21 protein-coding genes are annotated in these 22539 nt (G+C 70.4%); 9 read left to right on the top strand and 12 right to left on the bottom strand.

Translation table 11 applies throughout. From position 1 onward, the window contains the following. Window positions 1-555: 555 nt before the first annotated feature. Window positions 556-831 carry a hypothetical protein gene (locus ACH4XV_RS29930; RefSeq protein ID WP_218043240.1) on the bottom strand — a complete coding sequence of 92 codons (276 nt, stop codon included), beginning with the start codon at window positions 829-831 and terminating at the stop codon, window positions 556-558. A 504-nt stretch (window positions 832-1335) separates the two neighbouring features. Here ACH4XV_RS29930 and ACH4XV_RS29925 point away from each other — a divergent pair. Together ACH4XV_RS29925 and ACH4XV_RS29920 are read left to right on the top strand one after the other, a co-directional pair. Beyond that, entirely contained in the window at window positions 1336-2520 is a 1185-nt protein-coding gene (locus ACH4XV_RS29925; RefSeq protein WP_395795162.1) for a methyltransferase domain-containing protein, read from the top strand. 583 nt (window positions 2521-3103) lie between these two features. Further along, the gene (locus tag ACH4XV_RS29920) at window positions 3104-4777 is read left to right on the top strand and encodes an ABC-F family ATP-binding cassette domain-containing protein (RefSeq protein WP_395795160.1); all 1674 of its coding nucleotides are present in this window, start codon (window positions 3104-3106) and stop codon (window positions 4775-4777) included. 97 nt (window positions 4778-4874) lie between these two features. Here ACH4XV_RS29920 and ACH4XV_RS29915 read toward each other — a convergent pair whose 3' ends face one another. Next, window positions 4875-5615 (bottom strand): methyltransferase domain-containing protein, encoded by a 741-nt coding sequence (locus tag ACH4XV_RS29915; protein WP_395795158.1) that lies wholly within the window; start codon window positions 5613-5615, stop codon window positions 4875-4877. Between the two features lie 586 nt (window positions 5616-6201). Here ACH4XV_RS29915 and ACH4XV_RS29910 point away from each other — a divergent pair. Further along, window positions 6202-7107 (top strand): class I SAM-dependent methyltransferase, encoded by a 906-nt coding sequence (locus ACH4XV_RS29910; protein ID WP_395795156.1) that lies wholly within the window; start codon window positions 6202-6204, stop codon window positions 7105-7107. A gap of 52 nt (window positions 7108-7159) precedes the next feature. Here ACH4XV_RS29910 and ACH4XV_RS29905 read toward each other — a convergent pair whose 3' ends face one another. From ACH4XV_RS29905 to ACH4XV_RS29885, 5 genes are all read right to left on the bottom strand, one after another. Further along, window positions 7160-8248, bottom strand: coding sequence for an NAD(P)-dependent alcohol dehydrogenase (locus tag ACH4XV_RS29905; protein ID WP_395795154.1), 1089 nt, complete (start codon window positions 8246-8248; stop codon window positions 7160-7162). Further along, a complete protein-coding gene (locus ACH4XV_RS29900) occupies window positions 8245-9732 on the bottom strand; it encodes an aldehyde dehydrogenase family protein (protein ID WP_395795152.1) in 1488 nt (495 codons plus the stop codon). The genes ACH4XV_RS29905 and ACH4XV_RS29900 overlap by 4 nt, the downstream gene beginning before the upstream one ends. 8 nt (window positions 9733-9740) lie before the next feature. Then, the gene (locus ACH4XV_RS29895) at window positions 9741-10487 is read right to left on the bottom strand and encodes a (5-formylfuran-3-yl)methyl phosphate synthase (RefSeq protein ID WP_395795150.1); all 747 of its coding nucleotides are present in this window, start codon (window positions 10485-10487) and stop codon (window positions 9741-9743) included. 571 nt (window positions 10488-11058) lie between these two features. Further along, window positions 11059-11517: a DUF6314 family protein gene (locus ACH4XV_RS29890; RefSeq protein ID WP_395795148.1), complete on the bottom strand. Its 459-nt coding sequence runs from the start codon at window positions 11515-11517 to the stop codon at window positions 11059-11061. Window positions 11518-11756: 239 nt separating this feature from the next. Beyond that, window positions 11757-12182 carry an SH3 domain-containing protein gene (locus ACH4XV_RS29885; RefSeq protein ID WP_395795146.1) on the bottom strand — a complete coding sequence of 142 codons (426 nt, stop codon included), beginning with the start codon at window positions 12180-12182 and terminating at the stop codon, window positions 11757-11759. Between the two features lie 238 nt (window positions 12183-12420). Between ACH4XV_RS29885 and ACH4XV_RS29880 the strand changes: the two genes are divergently transcribed. From ACH4XV_RS29880 to ACH4XV_RS29870, 3 genes are all read left to right on the top strand, one after another. Then, window positions 12421-12654: a DUF2945 domain-containing protein gene (locus ACH4XV_RS29880; protein ID WP_395795144.1), complete on the top strand. Its 234-nt coding sequence runs from the start codon at window positions 12421-12423 to the stop codon at window positions 12652-12654. Window positions 12655-13015: 361 nt separating this feature from the next. Next, window positions 13016-13639: a thioredoxin family protein gene (locus ACH4XV_RS29875; RefSeq protein WP_395795142.1), complete on the top strand. Its 624-nt coding sequence runs from the start codon at window positions 13016-13018 to the stop codon at window positions 13637-13639. A gap of 206 nt (window positions 13640-13845) precedes the next feature. Then, window positions 13846-14178, top strand: coding sequence for a hypothetical protein (locus ACH4XV_RS29870; protein ID WP_395795140.1), 333 nt, complete (start codon window positions 13846-13848; stop codon window positions 14176-14178). A 417-nt stretch (window positions 14179-14595) separates the two neighbouring features. Here the strand turns inward: ACH4XV_RS29870 and ACH4XV_RS29865 are convergent, their stop codons facing one another. Beyond that, window positions 14596-14985 carry a VOC family protein gene (locus ACH4XV_RS29865; protein WP_395795138.1) on the bottom strand — a complete coding sequence of 130 codons (390 nt, stop codon included), beginning with the start codon at window positions 14983-14985 and terminating at the stop codon, window positions 14596-14598. 87 nt (window positions 14986-15072) lie between these two features. Here ACH4XV_RS29865 and ACH4XV_RS29860 point away from each other — a divergent pair, with 87 nt between their 5' ends. Beyond that, the gene (locus ACH4XV_RS29860) at window positions 15073-15882 is read left to right on the top strand and encodes a TetR/AcrR family transcriptional regulator (protein ID WP_395795136.1); all 810 of its coding nucleotides are present in this window, start codon (window positions 15073-15075) and stop codon (window positions 15880-15882) included. Window positions 15883-15979: 97 nt separating this feature from the next. On the opposite strand, the gene proP is transcribed toward ACH4XV_RS29860, so the two are convergent. Further along, window positions 15980-17440 (bottom strand): glycine betaine/L-proline transporter ProP, encoded by a 1461-nt coding sequence (proP, locus tag ACH4XV_RS29855; RefSeq protein ID WP_395795134.1) that lies wholly within the window; start codon window positions 17438-17440, stop codon window positions 15980-15982. A gap of 445 nt (window positions 17441-17885) precedes the next feature. Beyond that, the gene (locus tag ACH4XV_RS29850) at window positions 17886-18125 is read right to left on the bottom strand and encodes a hypothetical protein (protein ID WP_395795132.1); all 240 of its coding nucleotides are present in this window, start codon (window positions 18123-18125) and stop codon (window positions 17886-17888) included. A gap of 229 nt (window positions 18126-18354) precedes the next feature. Here ACH4XV_RS29850 and ACH4XV_RS29845 point away from each other — a divergent pair, with 229 nt between their 5' ends. Beyond that, window positions 18355-19344 (top strand): TY-Chap domain-containing protein, encoded by a 990-nt coding sequence (locus ACH4XV_RS29845; protein ID WP_395795130.1) that lies wholly within the window; start codon window positions 18355-18357, stop codon window positions 19342-19344. Window positions 19345-19504: 160 nt separating this feature from the next. On the opposite strand, the gene ACH4XV_RS29840 is transcribed toward ACH4XV_RS29845, so the two are convergent. Continuing rightward, a complete protein-coding gene (locus ACH4XV_RS29840; RefSeq protein ID WP_395795128.1) occupies window positions 19505-20686 on the bottom strand; it encodes a zinc-dependent alcohol dehydrogenase in 1182 nt (393 codons plus the stop codon). Window positions 20687-20755: 69 nt separating this feature from the next. After that, window positions 20756-21760 (bottom strand): SDR family NAD(P)-dependent oxidoreductase, encoded by a 1005-nt coding sequence (locus tag ACH4XV_RS29835; RefSeq protein ID WP_395795126.1) that lies wholly within the window; start codon window positions 21758-21760, stop codon window positions 20756-20758. Between the two features lie 233 nt (window positions 21761-21993). On the opposite strand from ACH4XV_RS29835, the gene ACH4XV_RS29830 reads away from it, so the two are divergent. Then, the gene (locus ACH4XV_RS29830; RefSeq protein WP_395795124.1) at window positions 21994-22164 is read left to right on the top strand and encodes a hydrophobic protein; all 171 of its coding nucleotides are present in this window, start codon (window positions 21994-21996) and stop codon (window positions 22162-22164) included. Window positions 22165-22539 lie beyond the last annotated feature (375 nt).

The raw sequence follows: 22539 nt of genomic DNA, 5'->3' as shown, positions 1-22539 counted from the left end.
GTCGGCCCCGCGAGCGCGGGGATACCTCCGCGATCGTGACCCGGGCGGTGTCGTCCGGGGTCACCTGCCGTGCACGAAACCCCGGTAATCGGCGACGATCGAGTCGAGTTGGCGGGCGACTTGGAGGATGTCCCCGGGGTCCTCGTGCTCCGGCCGCGTGCCTGCGCCAGGGTCTGCACGACGCGGGCGAAGAGGTACAGGGGCGCGTCGTCGTGGTGGCGCGCGGCCAGGAGTCCGTAGGTGACCAGTTCGGCCTCCCGGCAGTTGAACTCCGCGATCACCAGGCGCCGGAGCAGTTCCCGGTTCCGTCTCCGGCGCGTACGCGTGCGACGGTTTCGTTGCCCTCGTTCGGCGAGCATGCCGGGCCGGCGGGCGTCCGCCGGGCCGTCGCACCCGTCCACGGCTCTCGACAGCCGAACTTCCCGTCTCTAGAGGGGAGTTCAGCCGGTCGCCGGAGCCCGACCGCCCAAGCCTGCGACCGCGTCCTCGTCGACAGGATCGGCGCCCATCGCATCGTGTGCGATCGTCGCGGCGCCTTCGTCGGTCGCGTCGCGTTCACCCCGCGCACGCCGCGTCCGGGACGACCTGCACATTGGAGGGGCCGCTCGCGTTCGTGGTGACGTAGGCGCGGAATCCGTGGCCGACGCACTTGGTGGCGAGGTTCCCGAAGCCGTCGGGGAAGTTGAACACCTGGGCCGGAGTGTCGTCGCCACGCTGGTTCGCGACCGGCGAGTCGCCCTTCCCGCGCTCGTCGTCGTCTCCGGCACACCCCGCCAACAGCAGCACACCCGCCAGCGCGCACGGTACGACACCCCACCCGAGTCCTGCCACGACGCTCCCTCCCTCGCACCACACGTCCGTGAGATCAACATCCCAGCCGGCACCGCCGCGACGCGATGGGGACTTCCCCACGCACTACCTGCGACCCGGCGTCATCTTGGACGTCGACACCCCGACCGTGACGCCGCGCGATCCCTGTGCAGGACGCGCGGCACCTGATCGCCGAGATCCGGTCGACGCGCGGCCGCACGGGAGCTTCGGCGCCGTGTCCGCCCGGGGTTCGGTTCGGTGTGCCGAGCCGGTGCGGGGAGACGCGCCGCCGGCCGCGCGGTGTTCCCACGACGTCGTGGGTGGCAGCCATGCCCCAAGAGCTTGCGATCACGTGCTGTGGGCGAGGATGCTCGATCCGTGACGGTGTGTCGAGCGTGGGGGAGGTCGCACGGTGGGTGAGCACGAGGGGGACAAGGATTTCGGTCAGCAGAAGCCGAGTCCCGACGGTTCGAAGCCGGCGCCCGTGCCGGGGCGGCACAAGAAGGACGACCCCAAGGACGGCAAGTGAGCGTGCACGACCCGCTCGAGCGCTCCTCCCGGCTCGCGGACACCGTGGCCGCATCGGTTCCCGACCTGGACCCGCGGTGGCGCGAGGCGATCGCCACGGTGCGCCGGGACCTGTTCCTGCCGGACCGCGTATGGACCGACACCGGCCCCGTCGACCGTTCGACCGACGAGAAGGCGTGGTGGGAGACGGCGTACGACGACATCCCGGTGATCACCGCGATGGACCGCGCGCCGGGTCGTGAGGACTGGCCGACCTCGTCCGCCTCGCAGCCCTCGGTCGTCGCGGCGATGCTCGACCTGCTCGACCCCACCACCGGCCCGTTCCTGGAGATCGGCACCGGCACCGGCTGGAACGCCTGCCTCCTGCAGGCAGCCACAGGTCACGAGGTGGTCAGTGTCGAGATCGACCCGGACCTGGCCCGAGCGGCTCGCGCCGCGTGCGAACGCGCCGGGATCCACCCGCACATCGTCACCGGCGACGGCACTCTCGCCCACCCCGCCCGAGCACCGTACGCCGCCGTGGTCGCAACTTGCTCCGTGAACACCGTCCCCGCGGCGTGGGTCGAGCAGACCCGGCCCGGTGGGACGCTCCTGCTCCCGTGGATCTCGCCGTGGGTGTCCTACGGCATCGCTCGGCTGACCCGCGACGACGACGGGGGAGCGACGGGCCCGTTCGCCGCCCTGGGCTCGTTCATGCCGCTGCGCGCCGCGGCGGCCGGGTACGACGACGATCCGCCGCCTGTGGACCACGGCGCCCCCACCCGCGAGCGTGTGTCGGACCTGGCGCCGTGGGCGGTGCAACCGGAAGAGCCCGAGGCCGCGTTCGTCGTCGGCGCCACCCTGCCCGGCCACCGCTTCCTGACCGCCCGCGCCGACGGTCCCCAGCCGGGTGAGTGGTGCTGCACACTGCGGGTGATCGACGCCACCGGCGCGAATTGGGCCGACGTGGACCATACCCGAGGCGAGGACCAGGGCCCGTTCCCGGTCACCGTGCACGGCGAACGCGATGTGTGGGCCGACATCGAAGACACCCACGACCGATGGACCGCCCTGGGCCGTCCCGGGCCGGAACGCTTCGGCCTGCGCGTCGAACCGGACGGCGGCCAACACGTCTGGTTCGAGGACCCGTCCGGTCCGACGTGGCCCTTGTCGGGAACGGACCGGCACGCGATGACGGCCTGAATGCGTAGGGCATCGCGCATCCGAGCGAGGACCGTAAAAACCAACGGTGGAACCTGATCATGAAAGTGACGCCGAGGGATGACTGACGTGATGTCAGAGCCTGTGCAGGACAGTCCGATTGAAGACATCGTCGAAGCCGCCGTCGGCGGCCGGTGGATCGACGAGTCGGCCGTGTGGATGCCTCCGGGCATGTGGTGCCGCTGGCGGATCCACCACACCGTCCGCGCCCCGCGTCCACCGCTACAACCGGGCGCGGTACACCGGTAGTACCCCGGCAAGCCGTGTTCGCGTCCGGTTCGGATCGAGCGGGGGCGTGGGCTGCTAGGCTGCCGGCGATCGGCATTCGAGGCATCGAGGAGTTGCAGACGTGGCGGGCGAAGACGACATCTCCGGCTGAGATCCGGATGTGACGGCCTCCGGCCGGCGCCCCGAAGGCGCCGCCGACGTGGCCGCTTTCGTCGTACCCCGTTTCCCGCACCTGCCGGGCGGAGTTCAGGCTCCGCACTCCCGTCTCCGAGGTCGCTCGCGCGCCGGAGGCGCCATGCCCGGCGGGTCGACCACCGAAGACATCGGACGGACGACCATGCCTCAGCCCGCTCTGCTCGCCCACGACCTCGTCCTCTCCCTGGGCGGCCGACGTGTCCTGGACGGCGTCTCCCTCACCGCCTCCCCGGGCCGGCGCATCGGCCTGATCGGGGAGAACGGCGTCGGCAAGTCCACCCTGCTGCGGGTGCTCGCAGGTGTGGACGAAGCCGACTCGGGGACCGTCACCCGCCCCGGCGATCTCGGCTACCTCCCGCAGGAGATGCCCTTCGACGCAGACTCCACCCCGGCCGCGGTGCTGGACGAGGCGCTGCGCGAAGCCCGCGAGGACCTCACCGAACTGGACCGACTGGGCGAGGAGTTGGCCCGCGTCGCGGAGGACGATGCCGGCAGGGACACTCTCCTGGACGCCTACGGGAAGCGGCTGGAGCAGGCTCACGATCGGGGGTCCTGGGACGCCGACCGCCGCGCCGCACTGATGTTGGCGGGCCTGGGCCTGGGCGCCCTCACACCCGACCGCAGGCTCGGCTCGCTCTCCGGCGGCCAGCGCGCCCGATTGGCTCTGGCCGCGCTGCTCGTACGGCGGCCGTCCGCACTGCTGTTGGACGAGCCGACCAACCATCTCGACGACGATGCCGCGGCCTTCCTCGAGGGGCAGGTCCGCGGCCTGTCCGGCACCGTGGTGATCGCCACCCACGACCGGGCGTTCCTGGACGCCGTCTGTACCGACCTGATCGACCTCGATCCCGCGTTGGACGGCCCCATCCGCTACGGAGGCAACTACCGCGCCTATCTGGCGGAGAAGCACGCCCAACGGGCGCGCTGGGAGCGGCGTTACGCCGAGGAGCAGGAGGAGTTGGCGGACCTGCGCCGGTCGGCGGGCGTGACCGCGCACCGCGTGGCACCGGACCGCGGGCCCACCGACAACGAGAAAATGGGCTACGGTCGCCGCGCGGGTCGGGTGCAGAACCAAATCTCCCGGCGGGTGCGCAACGCCACCCGGCGGCTGGCGGAACTGGAGCGCGACCGGGTCGCCGAGCCACCGCGCCCCCTGCGCTTCGCCGCCGACCTCGCGGCGCTGGCGACGCAGAGCCCGCAGCCCCTGGTGTCCCTGCGTCGGGCGGGGGTGCCTGGCCGGCTCGCCCCGATCGACCTGGAGGTGTCGGCGACCGACCGACTGCTGATCACCGGCGGCAACGGGGTCGGCAAGTCCACGCTGCTCGCCGTGCTCGCCGGACGCCTCACGGCCGTGGGCGAGGTGCGCGAGCGTCCCGGGTTGACGGTGGGCTTGCTCACCCAGGACACCGATTTCGAACGACCCGAACGCACCGTCCGCGACACTTACGAGCTGTCGCTGGGCGCGGCGCGGGCCGAGCGGGTGCCGCTGGGCACACTCGGTTTGATGGACGCCTCGGACCTGGGCAAACCGGTCGGCGAGTTGTCGGTGGGGCAACGGCGCCGGCTCGCCCTCGCCCTCCTGGTGGCCCGCCCGCCCCAACTGTTGTTGCTCGACGAGCCCACCAACCATCTCTCCCCCCGTCTGTGCGACGAACTGGAGGCCGCCCTGGGCAGTGGGCCGGGGGCGATCGTGGTGGCCTGCCACGACCGTTGGCTGCGTCGGCGCTGGCAGGGGCGCGAGATCCGGCTCGAACCGGGGCAGGATGATGACGTGAACCTCGACCACGTCTTCGATGTGCCCCGAAACGGCGGGTAGCCGGCGGCGACGACCACCAGCGCGGCGGCGTTGACCCCGAAGGCGACCCGGAATCCGGTACGCGCCTCCGACCGGCGCGGAGGCCGCCGGCTCTCGTTCAGCCGACCGGTCGGCCGTCCTCGGTCGCGGCGACCACGAACCAGTCGGCGGGAAGCGTGACGGGGCTGAGGTCCGGATGGCGCTCGCTCATCACGAGGTCGGTCCGGCCCTGGTCGAGGATCTCCAGTCCGGCGCCGCGCAGCAGGTCGGGCAATTCACCCGGCGCGACCTCGGCCGGGCGCAGGTCGTGCTTGCGGACCTGGCGCAGCTTCTCCGGTGTCCCGCCGGGCCGTTCGGCGACCTGCCGGAGCACCTCCTTGGCGGCGGCGGTCGGTTCGATCACGAAGCCCCGTCCGCGCCTGCCGAGCAGCAGGGCGACGGCGGTCGCGACGGGTGCCCGATCGGCCGGATCGCTCTGGTGGAGCACGGCCCGCAGGTAGACGTTCGCCTCGCCGAGCCGGTCGCCGAGCGCCCGTACCGCTGCCAGGTCGGTGAGATCCAGTTGTTCGAACCGGGCCACCGCGTCGCGGTCCGCGCGCCGGGCGTGTGCCACGGCCGAGGGGGACAGGTCCACGCCCACCGCGCGAGGGAATCGCCCGGCCAGGTACCGGGTTTGGGTGCCGTTGCCGCAGCCGAGGTCGACGATCGGCAGCGTCGGATCGACGTGGGCCGCGAGCAACTCGGTGTGCGGAGCCGCCGTCAGCGCCGCGTCCGCGTCCCAGAACGCCGCACCCGGCTCGCCCGTGTTCTCGGCCCAGAACCCCTCCCACGCGCGCATGTAGCGTTCCGAAGTGCCCATCGGCAGGTCTCTCCCGTGTTCGTGACAGTGCGTACAGCGTCCGTACCGGCACGCGCACCGACCCAAACCACACGACCGGATCCTTCACACCACGTTCGACGCCGTGCGCCGGCAACAGGACACGAGGCGGAACCCTGCCGGCGCGCGATGTGCTCCACGGAAGCGGCGCGCGGCCGGCCACGGTCGGGCTTCGTCACAGGTGGACCGGGTGCGGACGGGCCGGCGGGGCCCCTGCCAGGGAGGCCGCCCACGCCATCTCCGACGAACCGATCGACGACATGCGCCCGTCCGATGCGCCGAGCGTCTCCGCACTCGCCGCCCTGCTCACACTCCACGACAGCCAACCCGACCCGGACCGTCCGTCAGCAAGGATTCACTCCAACGGGGGAATCGGGGCGATTCCGGCGCGGCTGCGGGAGCGCGGCGCGATGGTGGATGGGAAGACGACGTCCGCCTTCGTGCTCGGATGCGGTTCGGCGCGGCTCGGATCCGGTTGCCCATTCCCGGTTCCGGTTCCGGTTCGGCATCGGTGGCTCGGGGCCGTCGTCCTCGTCATTCGCGGTCACGGCTCATCTCAGGGGGACTCATGGTCGGCGTTGTGCGTCGGGACCTCCACGCGGAGGGTGTGGGAGGAGGCGTCGGGCTGACCGCCCTGATGGTCGCCGCGGCGCGGGCGATCGAGACCCGACGCCGCGACAGCCTGGCGCGGGACGTCTACGCGGAGCACTTCGTGCGGGCCGCCCCGGCGTCCGCCGGATGGCCGGTGCGCATGGAGCAGGTCCCGGATGGGGACGAGAACCCCCTGTGGGGGCGTTTCGCACGCTACTTCGGTCTGCGGACGCGGGTCCTGGACGACTTCCTCCTTCGGTCGGTGCGTGCCGGAGCGCGCCAGGTGGTGCTGCTCGGGGCGGGGTTGGATGCTCGTGCGTTTCGCCTCGAATGGCCGTCCGACTGTGTGGTCTTCGAGGTCGACCGGGAGGGCGTACTGGCGTTCAAGCACGACGTGCTCGACGGTTTGTCCGCCGTGCCGAAGTCGGCCCGTGTACCGATCCCGATCGATCTGCGCGGTGACTGGGTCGGTGCGTTGACCGATGCCGGGTTCCGGCCGGGCGCTCCCAGCGTCTGGCTGGCCGAGGGGCTGTTGTTCTACCTGCCCCGCCTCGCCGAGACGTATCTCATCGACACGGTGGACCGGTTGAGCACCGGAGGCAGTGCACTCGCGTTCGAGGTCAAGCTGGAGAAGGACCTGTGGGAGTACCGGGACAGTCCGATCTACACCTCGACGAAGCAGCAGATCGGCATCGACCTGCTCGCGCTGTTCGCCCACGGCGCGCGACCCGATTCCGCGGGCGAGTTGGCCGGCAAGGGCTGGTCCACCTCGATCCACACCCCGTTCGACTTCACCCGTCGGCACGGGCGCGGTCCGTTGCCCGAACACAACGACGCGCTGGCGGGCAATCGCTGGGTGTTCGCGAGCAAGCCCGCACGATGAGTGGTTCGTTCGTCGTCGCTCGACCGTGGGCCGATCCCTGCTCGCCCGCGCCCTACGGGATCAGGACGGGTTTCACCACCAGGCCCGCGTCGCAGTCGCGTTCGGCGTCGTTGATGTCGGCGAGCGGGTAGGTGCGGATCAGCTGGTCGAAGGGGAACAGTCCGGCCCGCCACAGCGCCGTCAGGCGAGGGATCAGCAGTGCGGGGACCGCGTCGCCCTCGCAGATGTGGACGATCCCTCGGCCACGGTCGAGTGATCCCGGCGCGAGCGACAACGCGGTGTGCAGGCGGGCCACCAAGCCGAGCCGGCCGGTGGGGCGCAGTGCCTCCAACGCGTCGTTGATCAAACGCTCGGAGCCCGTGGTGTCCAGTGCGTAGCGGGCGCCGCCGTCGGTCAGTCGTCGGATGCGATCGGCCAGTCCGGTTGTCGCGGCGGGCAACGGGATCGCGCCGAACCGCTCGGCCAGTTCCAGCCGTTCGCGACGACGATCGACCGCCACGACCAACGCTCCGGCGGCGCCGGCCGCCATGGTCGCGGCCAGGCCCACCGCTCCCGCGCCGAAGACCGCGAGGGTGTCGCCGGGGCCGATCCCGAACGAGTTCAGCACCGCGCCGGCGCCGGTGAGGAATCCGCAGCCGAGCGGTCCGAGCAGTTCGATGGGCAGGGCCGGGTCGACTCCGACCGCGTTTCGGGCCGGGACCATCGCGTAGGCGGCGAACGCGGACTGGCCGAACCATCGCGGCGCCAACGGCTCTCCGGCCGCGTCGGTGAAGCGGGCCGCGTTGTGTGATCGGCCGCCGTAGAGGTTGAGTGAGGCGAAGCAGTCGCAGTAGGCCGGGGACGCGCCCAGGCAACTCCGGCATTGCCCGCAGGAGTCGAAGCTCAGCACGACATGGTCGCCGACCTGCGATCCGGTGTCCGGGCCGCCCGTCTCCAGCACGACTCCCGCCCCTTCGTGGCCGAGCACGGCCGGGAGCGGTGAACGGCCGGCGGAGTGCCGCACCGCGAGATCGGTCCGGCACATTCCGCAGCCCGCGATTTCGACCAGCACCTCACCGGGCCCCGGACCGCCGTCCACATTCACCGTCTCGACGACGAACCGGCCGTCGTAGGAGCGCAGTACCGCGGCGTCGAATCTCACGGCCGCTCCCTCGACGGCGGATCCGCGTCCGGTCGGCGCCTGTCCGGCTCCCGGTCCCGTGGCTGCTCGGTCGCCGGCTCCGCGCCCGACCCGGGGCGGTGCACCACGAACGGTCTGAGGTTGCCGTACAGCCCCCAGGGACCGCCCGCGACGCCGACGCCGCTGTCTTTCACCCCCGCGAAGGGTTGCGCGAGGGACAGCTCGGCGTGGTGATTGATCCACGCCGTCCCGCACTCCAGCCGCTCCGCGACCGCCTCCGCCCGGTCGAGATCGGTTCCCCACACCGAGCCGCCGAGCCCGAAGCCGGTGCCGTTGGCCGCCGCCACGGCTTCGTCGAGGTTGTCGTACGCCAACACCGGCAGGACCGGGCCGAACTGTTCTTCCGTCACCACCGGGCTGTCGGGCGGGACATCGGCCAGGATCGTCGGTGCGAAGAAGTAGCCCGGCCGGTCGAGCCGCCGACCGCCCGCCGCCGCTCGCGCGCCATCGGCCAGCGCCCGCGCGGTGTACCGCTCGACCCGTGCCAGTTGGGGAAGGTTGTTGACCGGCCCCATCTGGGAACCGGGATCGAGCCCGGCGCCGACCTCCACCGCCCTCGCGCGCTCCGCGAGGGCCTCGACCACCCGCGCGTACAGTCGGGCCGGGGCGTACACCCGTTTGATCGCCATGCAGACCTGCCCGCAGTTGCGAAACGCGGCCTGGAACACCCGATCCGCGATGCCGTCCACATCCACGTCGTCGAGCAGCACGGCGGCGTCGTTGCCGCCCAACTCCAGGGTCACGCGCGCCAACGAAGCGCCCGCGCCGCGTGCGACGGCCCGTCCGGTGGGAACCGAACCAGTGAACGTCACGTGTCGGATCCCCGCATGGGACGCGAGGCGCGCGCCGAGCGGCTCTCGGCCCGTGACCACCGTCAGGACGTGCTCGGGCAGGACGGACGAGACGACCGACCCCAGCAGCTGCGTCGCCAGGGGAGTGAACGGGGAGGGCTTGAGCACCACGGTGTTGCCCGCCGCGAGCGCGGGCGCGAACTTCGCCGAGGCGAGTTGGAGGGGAAAGTTCCACGGGACGATCGCGGCCACGGGACCGAGCGAACGCCAGCGGACTTCGCTGCGCACCGGTCGGCTGTCGACGATCGGGTGCACGCCCGGATCCAGCGCGGCGAAATACCGCAACCGCGCCGCCGTGCGCGCGACCTCCGCGTGCGACTCGGCCAGCGGCTTGCCCTGTTCCTGGGTCAGCAGCGGCGCGAGGTCGCCCGCGGCCGCCGCCACCGCGTCCGCCGCCGCGAGCAGCGCGGCGCTCCGCGCCGCCGAATCGGCTCGCCAGGTGCGCCAGGCATGGTGGGCCCGTACGACGACGGCGTCCAACTCCCGCGGCCGCCGATCCCGCGCCTCGTCGAAGGGTTCACCCGTCGCCGGGTCCACGACGGGGAAGCGTCTGTCGCCGGACTCGGACACCTCGCGCGACACCTCGATCGTCACGACGGCGCTCAGCCCGTACCGGTGGTGTGCGCCCGGGCATGCCGATCCATCTCCGCGCGGAAGTCGGCCACCAATCGCACCTCGATCCGCCCCCTGTCGCGGTCACCGCCCGCACAGACCGCCCCGCGCACGCCCACGATGTCCGTATGCATGGCGGTGAGTTCGCGGAGGTCGCGGACCTTGATGCTGCCCGCGAGGGCGGCGAGCAGATCGGCCTGGTGGGCCAACCGGACGAACTCCGCACAGGCGTCGGGTGGAACGTGGTCGAACAGCCGTGTCCCGTCCTTGATCGCGGTGTCGAGCATGGCCGCGTCGCAGCCGGAGCGATGCGCGATATCGGGGAGCGCGAGCGGATTCACGCACCCGATTCGATGGGCGTCGGCATAGCCGGAGGCGACGACCAACGCATCCGGGCGGTAGTCCTTCACCGCCCGAACGACCCCGCGCATGACCTCGACGGCCTGTTCGGGCGTCGTACATCCATACAGACCGACCTTGATGTAGCCGGCCCCCGAGACGACCGCGCCCAACGCGGCCTGGGCCACGGTCCCCGGTTTGTACGGGACGTCTCCCACCGTGGCGGAAACCGGCTTGTCCGCCGGGACCACTTCGCGGATCTCCCGAATCACCCAGGGGTAGTTCGCGCCGAGCGATCCCTCGTCGGGCTTCTTGACGTCGACGATGTCGAGATGTGCAGCCGCCTTCGCGCAATCCAGGGCTTCCTCGACACTGTCGGGAGAGATGAGAAGCAACAACGCGGACTCCTTCCGCCCCGCATGCTCGTCATGAGCCGATGCGGAGTCGCCTGGGCCACCTGTGGTTCGCTCATCATCACGACGACTCGACGACTCCGGTAGGGCGCACGAAGCGCACACGGATCACCACACGGGCGCGCGCCCCCGCACGCGCCGCCCAAGCGGGCGCGAGCAAAACCCGGACGAACGCCGGCGCGTCCCGCCCACGTCGACATACGCGGACGCGGCGGCCGTTCACGGCCGCCGCGTCCGGGTACGTCGCCCCTATGTTTCGACGCGGCCGGCGACGTGATCCAGCCGTTGCACGCGGTCAACCAGGCCGGATCGGCGGTGTACGTCTCGCCCACCGGCGGACCGCCGGTGTAGTTCGTGAGCAGGGCCGGCGTCGCACCCTGGCCGTTCTCGAAGCCCTCGGCGAAGATCGCCGCGGGTGCCTGCGATACACCCGGTGCCCCGGGTGTGGCCTGCGCGGTGCCGACAGCCGCCGGTGCGGTCAGACCCGCGACCGCCACCGCGATGGATATTCCGACGCCGGTGAAGCGTCCGCGGCTCGATGAGCGACCACGGCTCGTCAGGGGGCCGGGATCGGCGGCCGGCCGGCCGAGGGGGTCCGTCGGTAGACGGAGGTCAGCGATTGTGTCTTCGCCGGGCCCGAGACCCGCCACCGCAGGTGCCATTCGTCCTGGGACACGACGGTGAACTCCCCGTCGTAGAGGTCCGCCGCGCAGGGGTGGCGGGTACTCCAGCGGCCGGTTCGCAGGTCGAGGTCGTGGAACGGGCTGCCGTCGGCGAAGAGTACGTCGGCGGTGCCGTCGGCGCGCGGCACGAGCCGGTGCCTGCGGCTCGCCGGGTTGGTCACGCCACCCCACTCGAACTCGCCGGACTCCTCTTCGAGCAACTCGTCGCCGACGCGCCGAAACTCCGCGGTGCCGATGAAGGAGCCCCGGGTGCCGGATCGTTCGTCGATCACGGTGCGGTCGATGGACCAGCGGCCGACGAGATAGGCGACGGTATCGGGGACGGAATACATGCGTCCATGATCCGTCATCCGCCGGCAGTGGCGGCCGATGTCCCCTTCGAGCCTCCGCCCGACCAACGCCTACGACCAACGCCTACGACCGACGCCTACGACCGACGCCCCGAATCGCCACGACCGACGACCACTTGTACATGACGACACGCGAAGGACCCGCGGGTGTTGCCCGCGGGTCCTCGCGATTCGCCCGGTGTATCCGTCAGAGGACGGTCACGCGGATCGTGCTTTTGGACCTATGCGTAGGCCCACCACACCCAGCCCTTGACCCCACTGGCGTTGTGCTTCACGTAGTACCACCAGTTCGCCTCGCCGGCGTTCTTCTGGCAGTACACCGTGACGGTGGCGCCCTTCTGCAGCAGTCGAAGCACCGTGGCGTTGGTGTTCGGCTTGGCACGCAGGCGAACATTGCTGCCGGAAATCTTCGCCGTCTGGTCCCGGAAGTCGGTATCGCACGACGGGTGCGATGCGGCCGACGCCCCGGGAGCCACCGCCACCGCGCCGCCGGTCAGAAGCACCCCGGACGCGACCGCCACACCTACCAGCCGTCGCAGCTTCTCGGACTGCCACCGGAAACCGCGTTCTGACTTAACGGATCTCATCAATCCCCGTTCCTGCCCGCACATGGCGCGGACACGCTGGGTCGGCGACACATCGGCCACCGCATGATCACGGTCGGCGGATCACGCTAATGGCCCGCCCCACGACCGGCTATCCGGATCACGCGCACGCCACCGACGCGGGACGCGTCACCCCGCGCCGAGTGGTCGCGGACACCCCGTGGCGATCGACCGGTGGGCGTCGCCCATGTCACCACGCCGATATGGAGACGCATGATGATAGATCCATAAAACTTCCTGAATGGGTAGAGGAGAGGGAGCCACGAGAAAGAAGGACGCCATGGCACGCCACGCGAAAATCGCGAAGGGTGATCGGGTGAGTTGGCGCAGTCACGGAAGTACCGCCATCGGCATCGTCAAACGCAAGCTCACCCGACGGACACGCGCGGCCGGGCGAACGGTCGACGCCTCGCCGCAGCAGCCGCAGTACGAGGTCGAAAGCGAGAAGTCCGGTGGCACGGCCGTCCACAAGCCCCAGGCCCTGAGGCGGGCGAAGCGCAAAGGAAAGAGCTGATGGCCGAACGATCGGACAGCGACCGCGAGGACACGCTGCGAGACTTCCACGACGCGGTGGTCGGCCGCGTCCGAGAGCCGACGAGGACGCCCCCGCCGGTGGTTCGGCGGTTACCCCTGGACCCCGGCGTCGACCGAACAGCCCTCCTCCGGCCCGGATCCGGACACCATCGCCACCGAACACGGTGTCAAGTTCCAGGCGGATCGAGACGGTTACATCACCGGCGTACGCTTTGGAAAGGGAGAAAGGCCACCAGAGCCCGACGTTCGGCATTCCCACCCCCGACCACCACCGGCCCCAGGCGCGAACTCCACTCGTGCTACTGGTAGTTTCCGGCGACCATTCTCAGTGAGGGGGATACGTGCGCGGCGTACGTCCATGCCTGACAGCCGTCCTGGCGGCGGTGTTCGCGACTGCGGGGTGCGGCGCGAACGACTCCGCCGGCGTCCCATGGGCCGAGGACGAAGCCAGAGCCCCCATTCCCCGAACGGCACCCCCGTCCACGTCGGCTCCGACGGCATCCAAAGGCCCCATCGGCGAGGCCGGCAACGGTCCCTCTCCCGAGACCTCGGCGGTCTCGGACCGCTTCGACTCCACGCGCGACGCGGATGCCGACATCCGTACCGCCCTCGCGACCGCCGCACAGAGTGATCGCGCTGTGCTGATCGACTTCGGTGCCAACTGGTGTCCGGACTGTCGGGTCCTGCATCACCTGTTTCGATCCCCACAGGTGGCACCGCTCCTGGCGAGGAACTACGTCGTCGTCCGCGTCGACGTCGGCGAGTTCGACCACAATCTCGATGTCGCCGCCCGCTATATCGATCTCACGACAAGCGGAATCCCCGCGTTGGCCGTACTCGCGCCCGACGGCAGCGTACGCACCGCCACCAACGACGGGGCGTTGGCCAACGCCCGCGATCTCGACCCGGGACAGGTCGCCGAATTCCTGACCCGCTGGGCGCCGGGCGACGCGGGGCGGAAATGAGAACCCACCCGCGCCGGCGGCGGTCCGCCCCGGCGTGGTCATGCTCGTGGGCGTGGGTGGCGGCGACGGTCGTGGCGTTGGGCGGATGCGGATCGACGCGGGAAACCGCCTCCACGCCTGCCTCGCCCACGGCAAGTGTCACCGCGAGCGGGGTCACCGTCACCGCCGCGCTTCGGTTGCCACACGACGGCCGACGCGAACTCGAGGTGACGTTCACCCCCCAACCGGGCTTCCACATCTACGGCATCGATCTCCCGGAGGGAGGAGTCGACGGTCTGGGCATCCCCACCCGCATCGGAGTCCGCGGCGACCTCGCGGCCGACGGCACGCCCGCGACCGGGAGTTCGACGCGGCTCCTGAGGCTGACGGGTCTCGCCACCGAACTTCCGGTCTATCCGGACGGTCCGGTCACGTTCACCCTGCCGGTGCGCCGAACGGGCGGCCACCGTGCCGAGGTGGTCGTCACCTACGGCGCGTGCAGCGCAAACGCGTGCCTGAAGCCCGAGGTGGACAAGGCGATCCCCCTCGACCTCCGCTGACGCGAACCGCCGTGCGAGAGAGCGGCGTTCCCGAGCCGAGGGCGGCCCAGCACGGCTGTCCGCCTCACCCGGACCGGACTCACGCCGAGGTCGAGTCACTGCCCGGCGTCGAAGAATTCCGTGCTCCATCGAGCCGTTCGGCTTCCACGCGCCTGCGCGAACTCATGCGCGTCACGCCTCGCCGCGGAGCTCTCGGGGAGGCCCGCCACCGGGTCGACCCCATGTTCGCGTGCAGGCCATACCAGCCCTTGTGGCCCTCCTCGCGCCGCGCGGGGGTCGGCGGGTGGTTCGGTGCGTGGGCGGCGCGCCGTGCACGTTGTCGCCTCTGTCCGCCTACACCCGCGATTCACGACACCCGGCACGAGCCCGGGCCGACCGCGCCCCCGCGGTGCTTTCGGGGCGCGGCCGTCGCTCGGCTCAGGCGGTGGTGGGGGCGTTCCAGTCGACCAGCTGCACGATGACTCCGTTGGGGTCGCGGACCTGGAAGGCGCGCTCGCCCCACTCCTCGTCGGTCAGGGGCATCGTGATCGTGACGCCTTCGGCTTGCAGGCGCGCCAGTTCGCCTTCGAGGTCCTCGACGACGAAGGCGAGGATCAATCCCGCGGCGTGCACGTCGCGCTGGTCGGCCGGGAGGCTTTCCAGCCCCCGGCGCAGGAAGATGACGTTCATCCCGGCGTCGTCGCGGGTCAGGGACGCGAAGCCGTCGGCGGCCATCTCCTCGCGGAATCCGAAGTGCTCGACGAGGAAGCCGGCGGACGCCGGGACGTCGTCCACGTTGAGCGATACGGCACTGGACGTGACCTTCATGAAAGATGCCTCCGAGAACACGACGAGCAACTTCTCTGTACGACGTACAATGTACAATGTACAGAGTTGAAAAGCGAGAGGACGATCATGTCGACGGAACGAACCGGCTCGGGCGACCCCGCCCACACCCTGCGCCTGCTGTGGCGCGACGCCTCCTCCGACCGTCGCCGAGGACCACGACGGGGACTGAGCGTCGACGCGGTGGTCGAGGCGGCCACGGCCATCGCCGATGCCGAGGGTCTGGAGGCGCTGACCATGCGCCGAGTGGCCAAGGACCTCGGCGTGGTGCCGATGACCCTGTACACCTACGTCCCCGGCAAGGCCGAGCTCCTCGACCTCATGCTCGACGCCGCCTACACCCGCATGCCCCGCTCCGACACCACCGGACAACCCTGGCGCCGGCGCGTCGCCGCCATCGCGGACGAGAACATCGCCCTGTTCGACCGCCACCCGTGGGCCGTGACCGTCTCCACGATCCGACCTCCCCTGGGGCCGGGGCAAATGGCGAAGTACGAGCACGAACTATCCGGACTCGACGGCCTCGGCCTGGACGACGTCGAGATGGACGACTGCCTGACCCACCTGCTGACCTTCGTGCAGGCGTGCGCCCGAGCGGACGCCGCCGCCCGCGCCGCCCGAAACGACAGCGCCATGAACGACCAACAGTGGTGGGAGCTGAACGCCCCGCTGCTGGCCCGGGTGCTCGACGAGAAGACCTATCCCACGGCCGTCCGCGTCGGCGCGGCCGCGGGCGCCGCACACGGAAGCGCCCACGACCCGGCCCACGCCTACTCCTTCGGCCTGCAACGTGTCCTCGACGCCTTCGCCGTCCTGATCGGCCGACGCGAGGACGACGGGGCGCCGACCGCGACACCCGACGGAGCAACGCCCGCCTGAGCAGGATCCGACACACCGCGAACCGACACACCGCGAACCGACGCACCGGAAACGGTCTGGCGAGGTCGTGCACACCGCATGGCACCGCCGGCCGTGATCACTGCTGCGCGGCGACCAGTTCCCGAGCCTCCTCGACCGTCTCCACCGCCGGCGGCGAACCCATCAGCGGCTTGCGGGCCGTCTCGGTCATCGTGAGCGCCGCGGCCAGGCCGACAGCCGCCGCGAGCATCATGTAGAAGGCCGGCATGTAGTCGTTGCCCGTCCCGTTGACCAGCGCCTCGGCCACGAACGGAGTGGTGCCACCGAACAGCGAGACCGAGATGTTGAACGAGACGGACAGCGCCCCGGAGCGGATCTCGGTCGGGAACAGGGCGGGCAACGCGGCGGACATGGTGGCCAGGAAGCAGACCAGGACCAGGCCCAGGATCAACAGGCCGATGAAGATCGGCACCAGGTCGCCCTGCTTGATCAGCACGAAGCACGGGATCGGCAGCACCATGAAGCCCACGCACCCGGTGATGATCACCGGCTTGCGGCCGATCCGGTCGGTCAGCGCGCCCAGCGGGTGGATCACCGCGAGCAGCACGATCATCACCACGACGATCTGCAGCAGGCCGTGCGTTTCGCTGTAGCCGAGGGTGTCGGAGAGATAGGTCGGCATGTACGACAGCAGCATGTAGTCGTTGACGTTGTACGCCGCGACCAGCGCGATGCAGATGACCATCGCGCGCCGTTGGCCGAGGAAGATCCGCTTGAACTCGCGCACCGTCTCGTTCCCGTGCTCGGCCTCCTGCGCTTCGGCCTCGGTCGCCGCCGACCGCTCCATCACCTTCGCGAACGCCGGCGACTCCTCCAGCCGCAGCCGCAGATACAGCCCGATCACCCCGATCGGGCCCGCCACCAGGAACGGGATGCGCCACCCCCACGTACGCATCTCGTGGTCGCTGAGCACCGCCGTCAGCAGGGTGACCAGGCTCGCCGCCAGGATGTAGCCGATCAGCGTGCCGAACTCCAGGAAGCTGCCGTAGAACCCGCGCCGCTTGTCCGGCGCGTACTCGGCGATGAACGTACTCGCGCCGCCGTACTCGCCGCCGGCCGAGAATCCCTGGAGCATCCGGAACAGGACCAGCAGGATCGGCGCGACGAAGCCGATCGTGCCGTAGCCGGGGATCAGCCCGATGCACAACGTGCCGCCGGCCATCATCAGCATCGTGATCGCGAGCACCTTCTTGCGCCCGATCCGATCGCCGAGCGGCCCGAAGAAGAAGCCGCCGAACGGCCGGACCAGGAAGGCCGCGGCGAAGGTCGCGAACGAGGACAACGTCTGAGCGGCGTCGTTCCCCGAGGGAAAGAACACCTTCCCGATCGTGACCGCCATGTAGGCGTAAATGCCGAAGTCGTACCACTCCATGGCATTGCCGAGCATGGTCGCCTTGACCGCGGTGTCCACGGTCTTGGCGTCGACGATCGTGATGTCTTCCTCGCGCACCTGTCTCCCTCGTCCCGGAACCACCCCCGCGCTCCAGGTTGGGGCAGGTGGCCATGCGAAAGGGGGCACGACACAGACTTCTCCATAAAAAGCACCGAACTACCCGAAAATCGGGTGAATCGGCGTCAGTGGACCTCGAGCGGACCGGGTCTTCGCAGTGACCCCGGCCCGGGCCGCCATCGTTCGGAAAACGTGTATGCGGCCGAGACCTTGGCCGCCCCGCTGCGTCCGTAGGACCGAACCACGGCGCGCAATCGGTGCCTGCGTGCCGGGCGTCGCGTCGGGCGCGGTGACTACTGTTCGCCAGGCGTGGTCGGTGTGGAGGTCGGGCGGTTCGGCGTCCCGGGTGACGGCGTCGAGCAGTTGGGAGCGGTGCCCGGGACCGCCATTTTAGGACGCACGGATCACGTCACCGAAGACGCGAGTTGCCGGTGACGACGACATGGCTCCGGTGATGAAGCAGCCACCACGGGCTGCCTGTTCGGCGCCGCGCCCCCTGCGGGCAACTTGTCGATCAAGGCCCTGGGGCGACTACTGGCCAGCGCGGAATGGGCTGGAGGCGCGCTTCGATCCGGTCGGCTATCCACGAAACGGTCGGATGGGCGTATCCCACGGCCCGAATGAAGGCGTCGGCTTCCTTCGAATCCGTCCACACGATGCGGTGGCCGTTGATCGTGCACCACACGGTTCCGGCCGTCAGGGCCGTGCGTTCGTTGGCGCTCTCGAAGACCGCCGCCTGGGTGATGTAGCTCATCAGGGCCGCGGCTCGTTGCGGCAACGTCGGATGCAGAGGCCGTTTGAAGCCTCTGCCGTACACCGCCGCCTGGAGAGAACTCAGCAGGCGTGGATCCCGTTCGCGGCCGGCCGAGATCGGCCTCCGGCGCCATGGCGAACCCGCCGTGCCCGTGGGCCCATCCCGTTCCGGCCCCCACCGTCCACCGGATGCTCCGGGGCGTCGGTGGCCGTCGATAGCCTCGTCGACCATGACCATCAGACTGACCGATGCCGAGATCAATCACCTGGTTCCCCGGTTCCAGAGCCTGGACCTGGGGGAGTGGGACCGGAGCGCGGTCGAGCGTGCGACCGCCGGCCTGGGGTGGACGGTGCGTTCCGGAGACGACACGTGGTTGAGGTTCGAGGGGCCGTTGTCGGACGGATGGGCCTTCGCGTCCCGAGGACACGACCACGGTTCGCCGCGCGAGGGCTGTTTCACCCTGCTGGAGTGCCAGTTGGCGCATACCGAGGACAAGACCGTTCTGGAAGCGGTGTTCGAGGCCGGCAGGAAGGCGATCGAAGCATGCATCGGGCCGGCGCCGATCCGACGCGGGCCCGGCCCGGTGTTGCGCTGGCGCCGCGAGGAGACCCTCCTGGAGCTCGAATGGGGGCGGGACGAGGTGCGGTTGGCGCTGCTGTCGGCGGCGGTGGTCGAGAACCACGAGTACCAGGTCTCCAGATGGAGCGAACGCGACGACGCGGTCGCCGAGCTCGGGGTGTGGCAGGCCTTCGGGCTGGGCCGCGCGGGAATGAAGGACGTGTTCCTGCCGGGCGGCCGCCTGGCCCAGAGTTGGGAGGAGTTCGGACCGTGGCTGGAGGAGACGCTGTCGGCGATGGTGAGGGACATGGGCCGACTGGACGACGAACTGGTCCTCGTGATGCGGCCGAGCACGGACGAGGACAACCCGAACGTGGTGCAGTTGATCTGCAACGGTCGCATGCTCCACCTGGAAGCGAGCACCGCGGTGCTGAGCCCGTCCACACTCGCGGACTTGGGCTGGCGGCGCGGCCCCGAGGCCGAATTCCACGTACTCGACTTCCCGCACCCCCAGTCCCGGGCCGCCGAGTCCGCGGCCCGAACACTGGTGGACACCCTGCGCGCGCAGGACGTGCACTTGGACGATCTGCGCCACAGGGCGTGGCTGAACAGAAGCGACTGCATGCTGTTTCTGCACGGGTTGGGCCTCGAGACCCTCTGAGCGACGCCGGTTTCACAGCGCTCCCGGCTGACCCGGCGCCCGGTTTGCCAATTTTCCCAATTGCCCTATCCGGCACGGGAGTTCATATCGTGTCCTACCGGTCTGAGGGCCCGGGAGGGGCGCACAACGTCCTCCAACGCACCTGCGCGGGCAGGGCCGGTCACGGTCGTAGGAGGACTTTCACGGTGCCGTCCTGCTTCTTCTGGAAGCGTTCGTAGGCTCCGGGGGCGTCGGCGAGCGGGATGCGGTGGGTGGCGAAGTCGTCGGTGCCCAGCGGGTCGTCGTCGGTGAGCAGGGGGAGGAGGTCGGGCACCCAGCGGTGCACGTTGGCCTGGCCCATGCGCAGTTGGATCTGCTTGTCGAACATGGTCAGCAGGGGCATCGGGTCGGCCATGCCGCCGTAGACTCCCGACAGCGAGATCGTGCCGCCGCGGCGGACGATGTCGATGGCCGCGTGCAGGGCGCTGAGCCGGTCGACGCCGGTGGTGCGCATCAGCTTCGAGGCGACCGCGTCCGGCAGCAACCCCGTCACCTGCTGGGCGAATTTGGCCACGGGGGCTCCGTGCGCCTCCATCCCGACCGCGTCGATCACCGCGTCGGGGCCGCGCCCGTCGGTGAGTTCGCGGACGGCCTCGGCGATGTCGTCGTGCGCGTTCCAGTCCAGCACCGTCACACCGCGCTCGTGCGCGCGGCGCAGTCGCTCGGGGACCAGGTCGATGCCGATGACGGTCCCCGCGCCGCGATGCAGCGCGATGCGGCACGCCATGTCGCCGATCGGCCCCAGGCCCAGGACGGCCACGCTGCCGCCGGGTGGCACGGCCGCGTACTCCACGCCCTGCCAGGCGGTGGGCAGCACGTCCGAGAGGTAGACGAAACGGTCGTCGGGCGGCCCGTCGGGAACCTTCACGGGGAGTCGATTGCCGAACGGAACACGAAGAAACTCGGCCTGCCCGCCGGGCACTTGCCCATACAACTTGGTGTAGCCGAACAGTGATCCACCCATGCCGTATTCGCGCACCCGGGTGGTCTCGCACTGCGAGTGCAGGCCCTGACCGCAGGTGTGGCAGTCGCCGCACGAGACGTTGAACGGGACCACCACACGGTCGCCCGGCCGCAGTTCGGTGACGCCCGGCCCGATCTCCTCGACGATGCCCATGGGTTCGTGTCCGAGGATGTCACCCTCGGACAGGAACGGCCCCAAAACCTCGTACAGGTGCAGGTCCGAGCCGCAGATCCCGGAGGAGGTGACTTTGACGATCACGTCGTCCGGGTCCTTGATCACCGGGTCGGGCACGGTGTCCACGCGGACGTCGCGGCGGCCGTGCCAGGTCAATGCCTTCATGATGGTGAACTCCTTGTCCTCGCGGCTGTCGAAGCCGGGCTGCGGGTGGTCGGTTGCGCCGGGTGTGGTTCAGGACGTACCGGGTTCGTTCCAGCGGTGGGCCGCCCGTTCGCCCAGCGTCGCGATGCGGTCGGTCCACGGGGTTCCCTTCGCCTGCTCGCTCGCCCCCGACGTCTCGCGCGACGATGCCGAGGCGTCCGCCGAGGGCAGCAGTCGCGCGGCGAGGGAGAGCGCGCGGGTCGTGGTCGCGGGGGCGAGTCCGTGGGCGCGGACGGCCACCTTGGCCAGGGCCGTCAGCACGAGTTCGGGCCTGCGGCGGATACCGGCGCGGACGATCAGCCGCGCCGCCCGCTCGGCGTCCATCGACATCAGGGGCAAAGACGCGGCGGCGGCGAACCAGGCGTACTCGCGCTCGCGCCGTCCCGTGAAACGCGCGGCCCGATGCGAGCCGGTGCGCATGAGCCCGGGAACGGCGGTGGTCACGCTCACGCCGGAGCCGGCGAGTTCGGCCCGCAGGCCCTCGGAGAATCCCGTGGCGGCGAATTTCGCGCAGTCGTAGGGCAGCAGATGGGGCGCCGCGATCCGGCCGCCGATCGAGGTCACGTTGATCACCCTGCCGTCGCCGCGCTCGCGCATCCCGGGCAGTACCGCCAGGGTCAGCCGTACCGGTGCCATGAACATGACCTCGATCGCCCGGCGGAAGGCGTCCACGTCCAGCGACGCCAGGGGCCCCACGGTGATGATTCCGGCGTTGTTGACCAGGATCTCCACCGGCCCGTGCCGTCTCGTCACCTCCGCGACGAGGTGGTCGACGGCTTGGGGGTCGCTCAGATCGCATTGTTGCCAGGTCACCGAGCGGCCGGTGTCGCGACGGATCAACGTGGCGGCACGAGCAAGCTCCTCCTCGTCCCGGGCGCAGATCGTCACCCGCGCTCCCAGCCGGGCCAACTCGCGCGCGATCAGCAGACCCAGTCCGCGCGAGCCGCCGGTGACCAGCGCGGTGCGCCCCCACACGTCCGCCCGCGAACGGGTCCGAAGGCGCTTTCCGGCACCGTCTCGGGTGACGTCGGCCACGGTTTTCCCTCCTTCGGCGGTAGCCGCCCCCGTGCGGCTTCGATGTGCGTGCGTCCCCGACAACACTGTCGAGACCCCGCTGCCCGCGCAGACGCCGAACAATCACCGCACCGCCCACCGCGGCGCGCACCAGCCGCAAGGCCCACCCGAGGCCCCGGCGCATGACGAGCCGGGCAGCGGGTTCGAGCATGCGTGCGTATTGACGGGGCACAAAAGGGACGGAGGTGGGCATCATGATTCCCCTGCTCGTCGTCCTGCTCCTCGCTCTGATCCTCTTCGGCGCCGGATTCGCGGTGAAGATCCTGTGGTGGATCGCCATCGCCGTCCTCGTCGTCTGGCTGCTGGGCTTCGTGTTCCGGTCGGCCGGTTCCGGCGGCGGTCGGGGCCGCTGGTATCGCTGGTAGGTGTGACCGTTTCGCGGCGACGCGCCGTAGCGTGACGGCCGGAACGGGTGGGGCCACCACCCGTTCCGGCCGTCACGGGGTCGGCTTGTGCGGAATCCCGGTGCGCGCTGCCCGGGGACGCGGTGGGCCGGGGCGGTCGTGTGGAGGTGCGAATGACTCCCTGCATTCTCACGGCCGTCCCGGCTTGTTTCATTCATGCCCGGAGGGTTGGTTTTCATATCGACGCCCGGTGAAGTTTTCGGGATTGCCGACCGCCGAGGGATTTCCAGTCCTCATACGGAAGAAGGGTGGGGGTGTGGGGGGGGGGGGGGGCGCCCCCGGGGGGGCCCGCCCGCGGCCCCCAAACACTGGCCGAGGGTGGAAGTTGATTTTGGC

Origin of the sequence: Embleya sp. NPDC020630, from assembly GCF_044334985.1 — a bacterium.
GTDB lineage: Bacteria > Actinomycetota > Actinomycetes > Streptomycetales > Streptomycetaceae > Embleya.
Note: the sequence above shows the minus strand (reverse complement) of the source record. Positions and strands in the feature narration are given on the sequence as shown.

Bases quoted from the DNA above. Each gene is read 5' to 3' on its own strand.
- ACH4XV_RS29865 (WP_395795138.1), bottom strand. From the start codon at position 14,985: ATGAAGGTCACGTCCAGTGCCGTATCGCTCAACGTGGACGACGTCCCG.
- ACH4XV_RS29920 (WP_395795160.1), top strand. From the start codon at position 3,104: ATGCCTCAGCCCGCTCTGCTCGCCCACGACCTCGTCCTCTCCCTGGGC.
- ACH4XV_RS29890 (WP_395795148.1), bottom strand. From the start codon at position 11,517: ATGTATTCCGTCCCCGATACCGTCGCCTATCTCGTCGGCCGCTGGTCC.
- ACH4XV_RS29830 (WP_395795124.1), top strand. From the start codon at position 21,994: ATGATTCCCCTGCTCGTCGTCCTGCTCCTCGCTCTGATCCTCTTCGGC.
- ACH4XV_RS29880 (WP_395795144.1), top strand. From the start codon at position 12,421: ATGGCACGCCACGCGAAAATCGCGAAGGGTGATCGGGTGAGTTGGCGC.
- ACH4XV_RS29860 (WP_395795136.1), top strand. From the start codon at position 15,073: ATGTCGACGGAACGAACCGGCTCGGGCGACCCCGCCCACACCCTGCGC.
- ACH4XV_RS29845 (WP_395795130.1), top strand. From the start codon at position 18,355: ATGACCATCAGACTGACCGATGCCGAGATCAATCACCTGGTTCCCCGG.
- ACH4XV_RS29850 (WP_395795132.1), bottom strand. From the start codon at position 18,125: ATGAGCTACATCACCCAGGCGGCGGTCTTCGAGAGCGCCAACGAACGC.
- ACH4XV_RS29910 (WP_395795156.1), top strand. From the start codon at position 6,202: ATGGTCGGCGTTGTGCGTCGGGACCTCCACGCGGAGGGTGTGGGAGGA.
- ACH4XV_RS29915 (WP_395795158.1), bottom strand. From the start codon at position 5,615: ATGGGCACTTCGGAACGCTACATGCGCGCGTGGGAGGGGTTCTGGGCC.
- ACH4XV_RS29840 (WP_395795128.1), bottom strand. From the start codon at position 20,686: ATGAAGGCATTGACCTGGCACGGCCGCCGCGACGTCCGCGTGGACACC.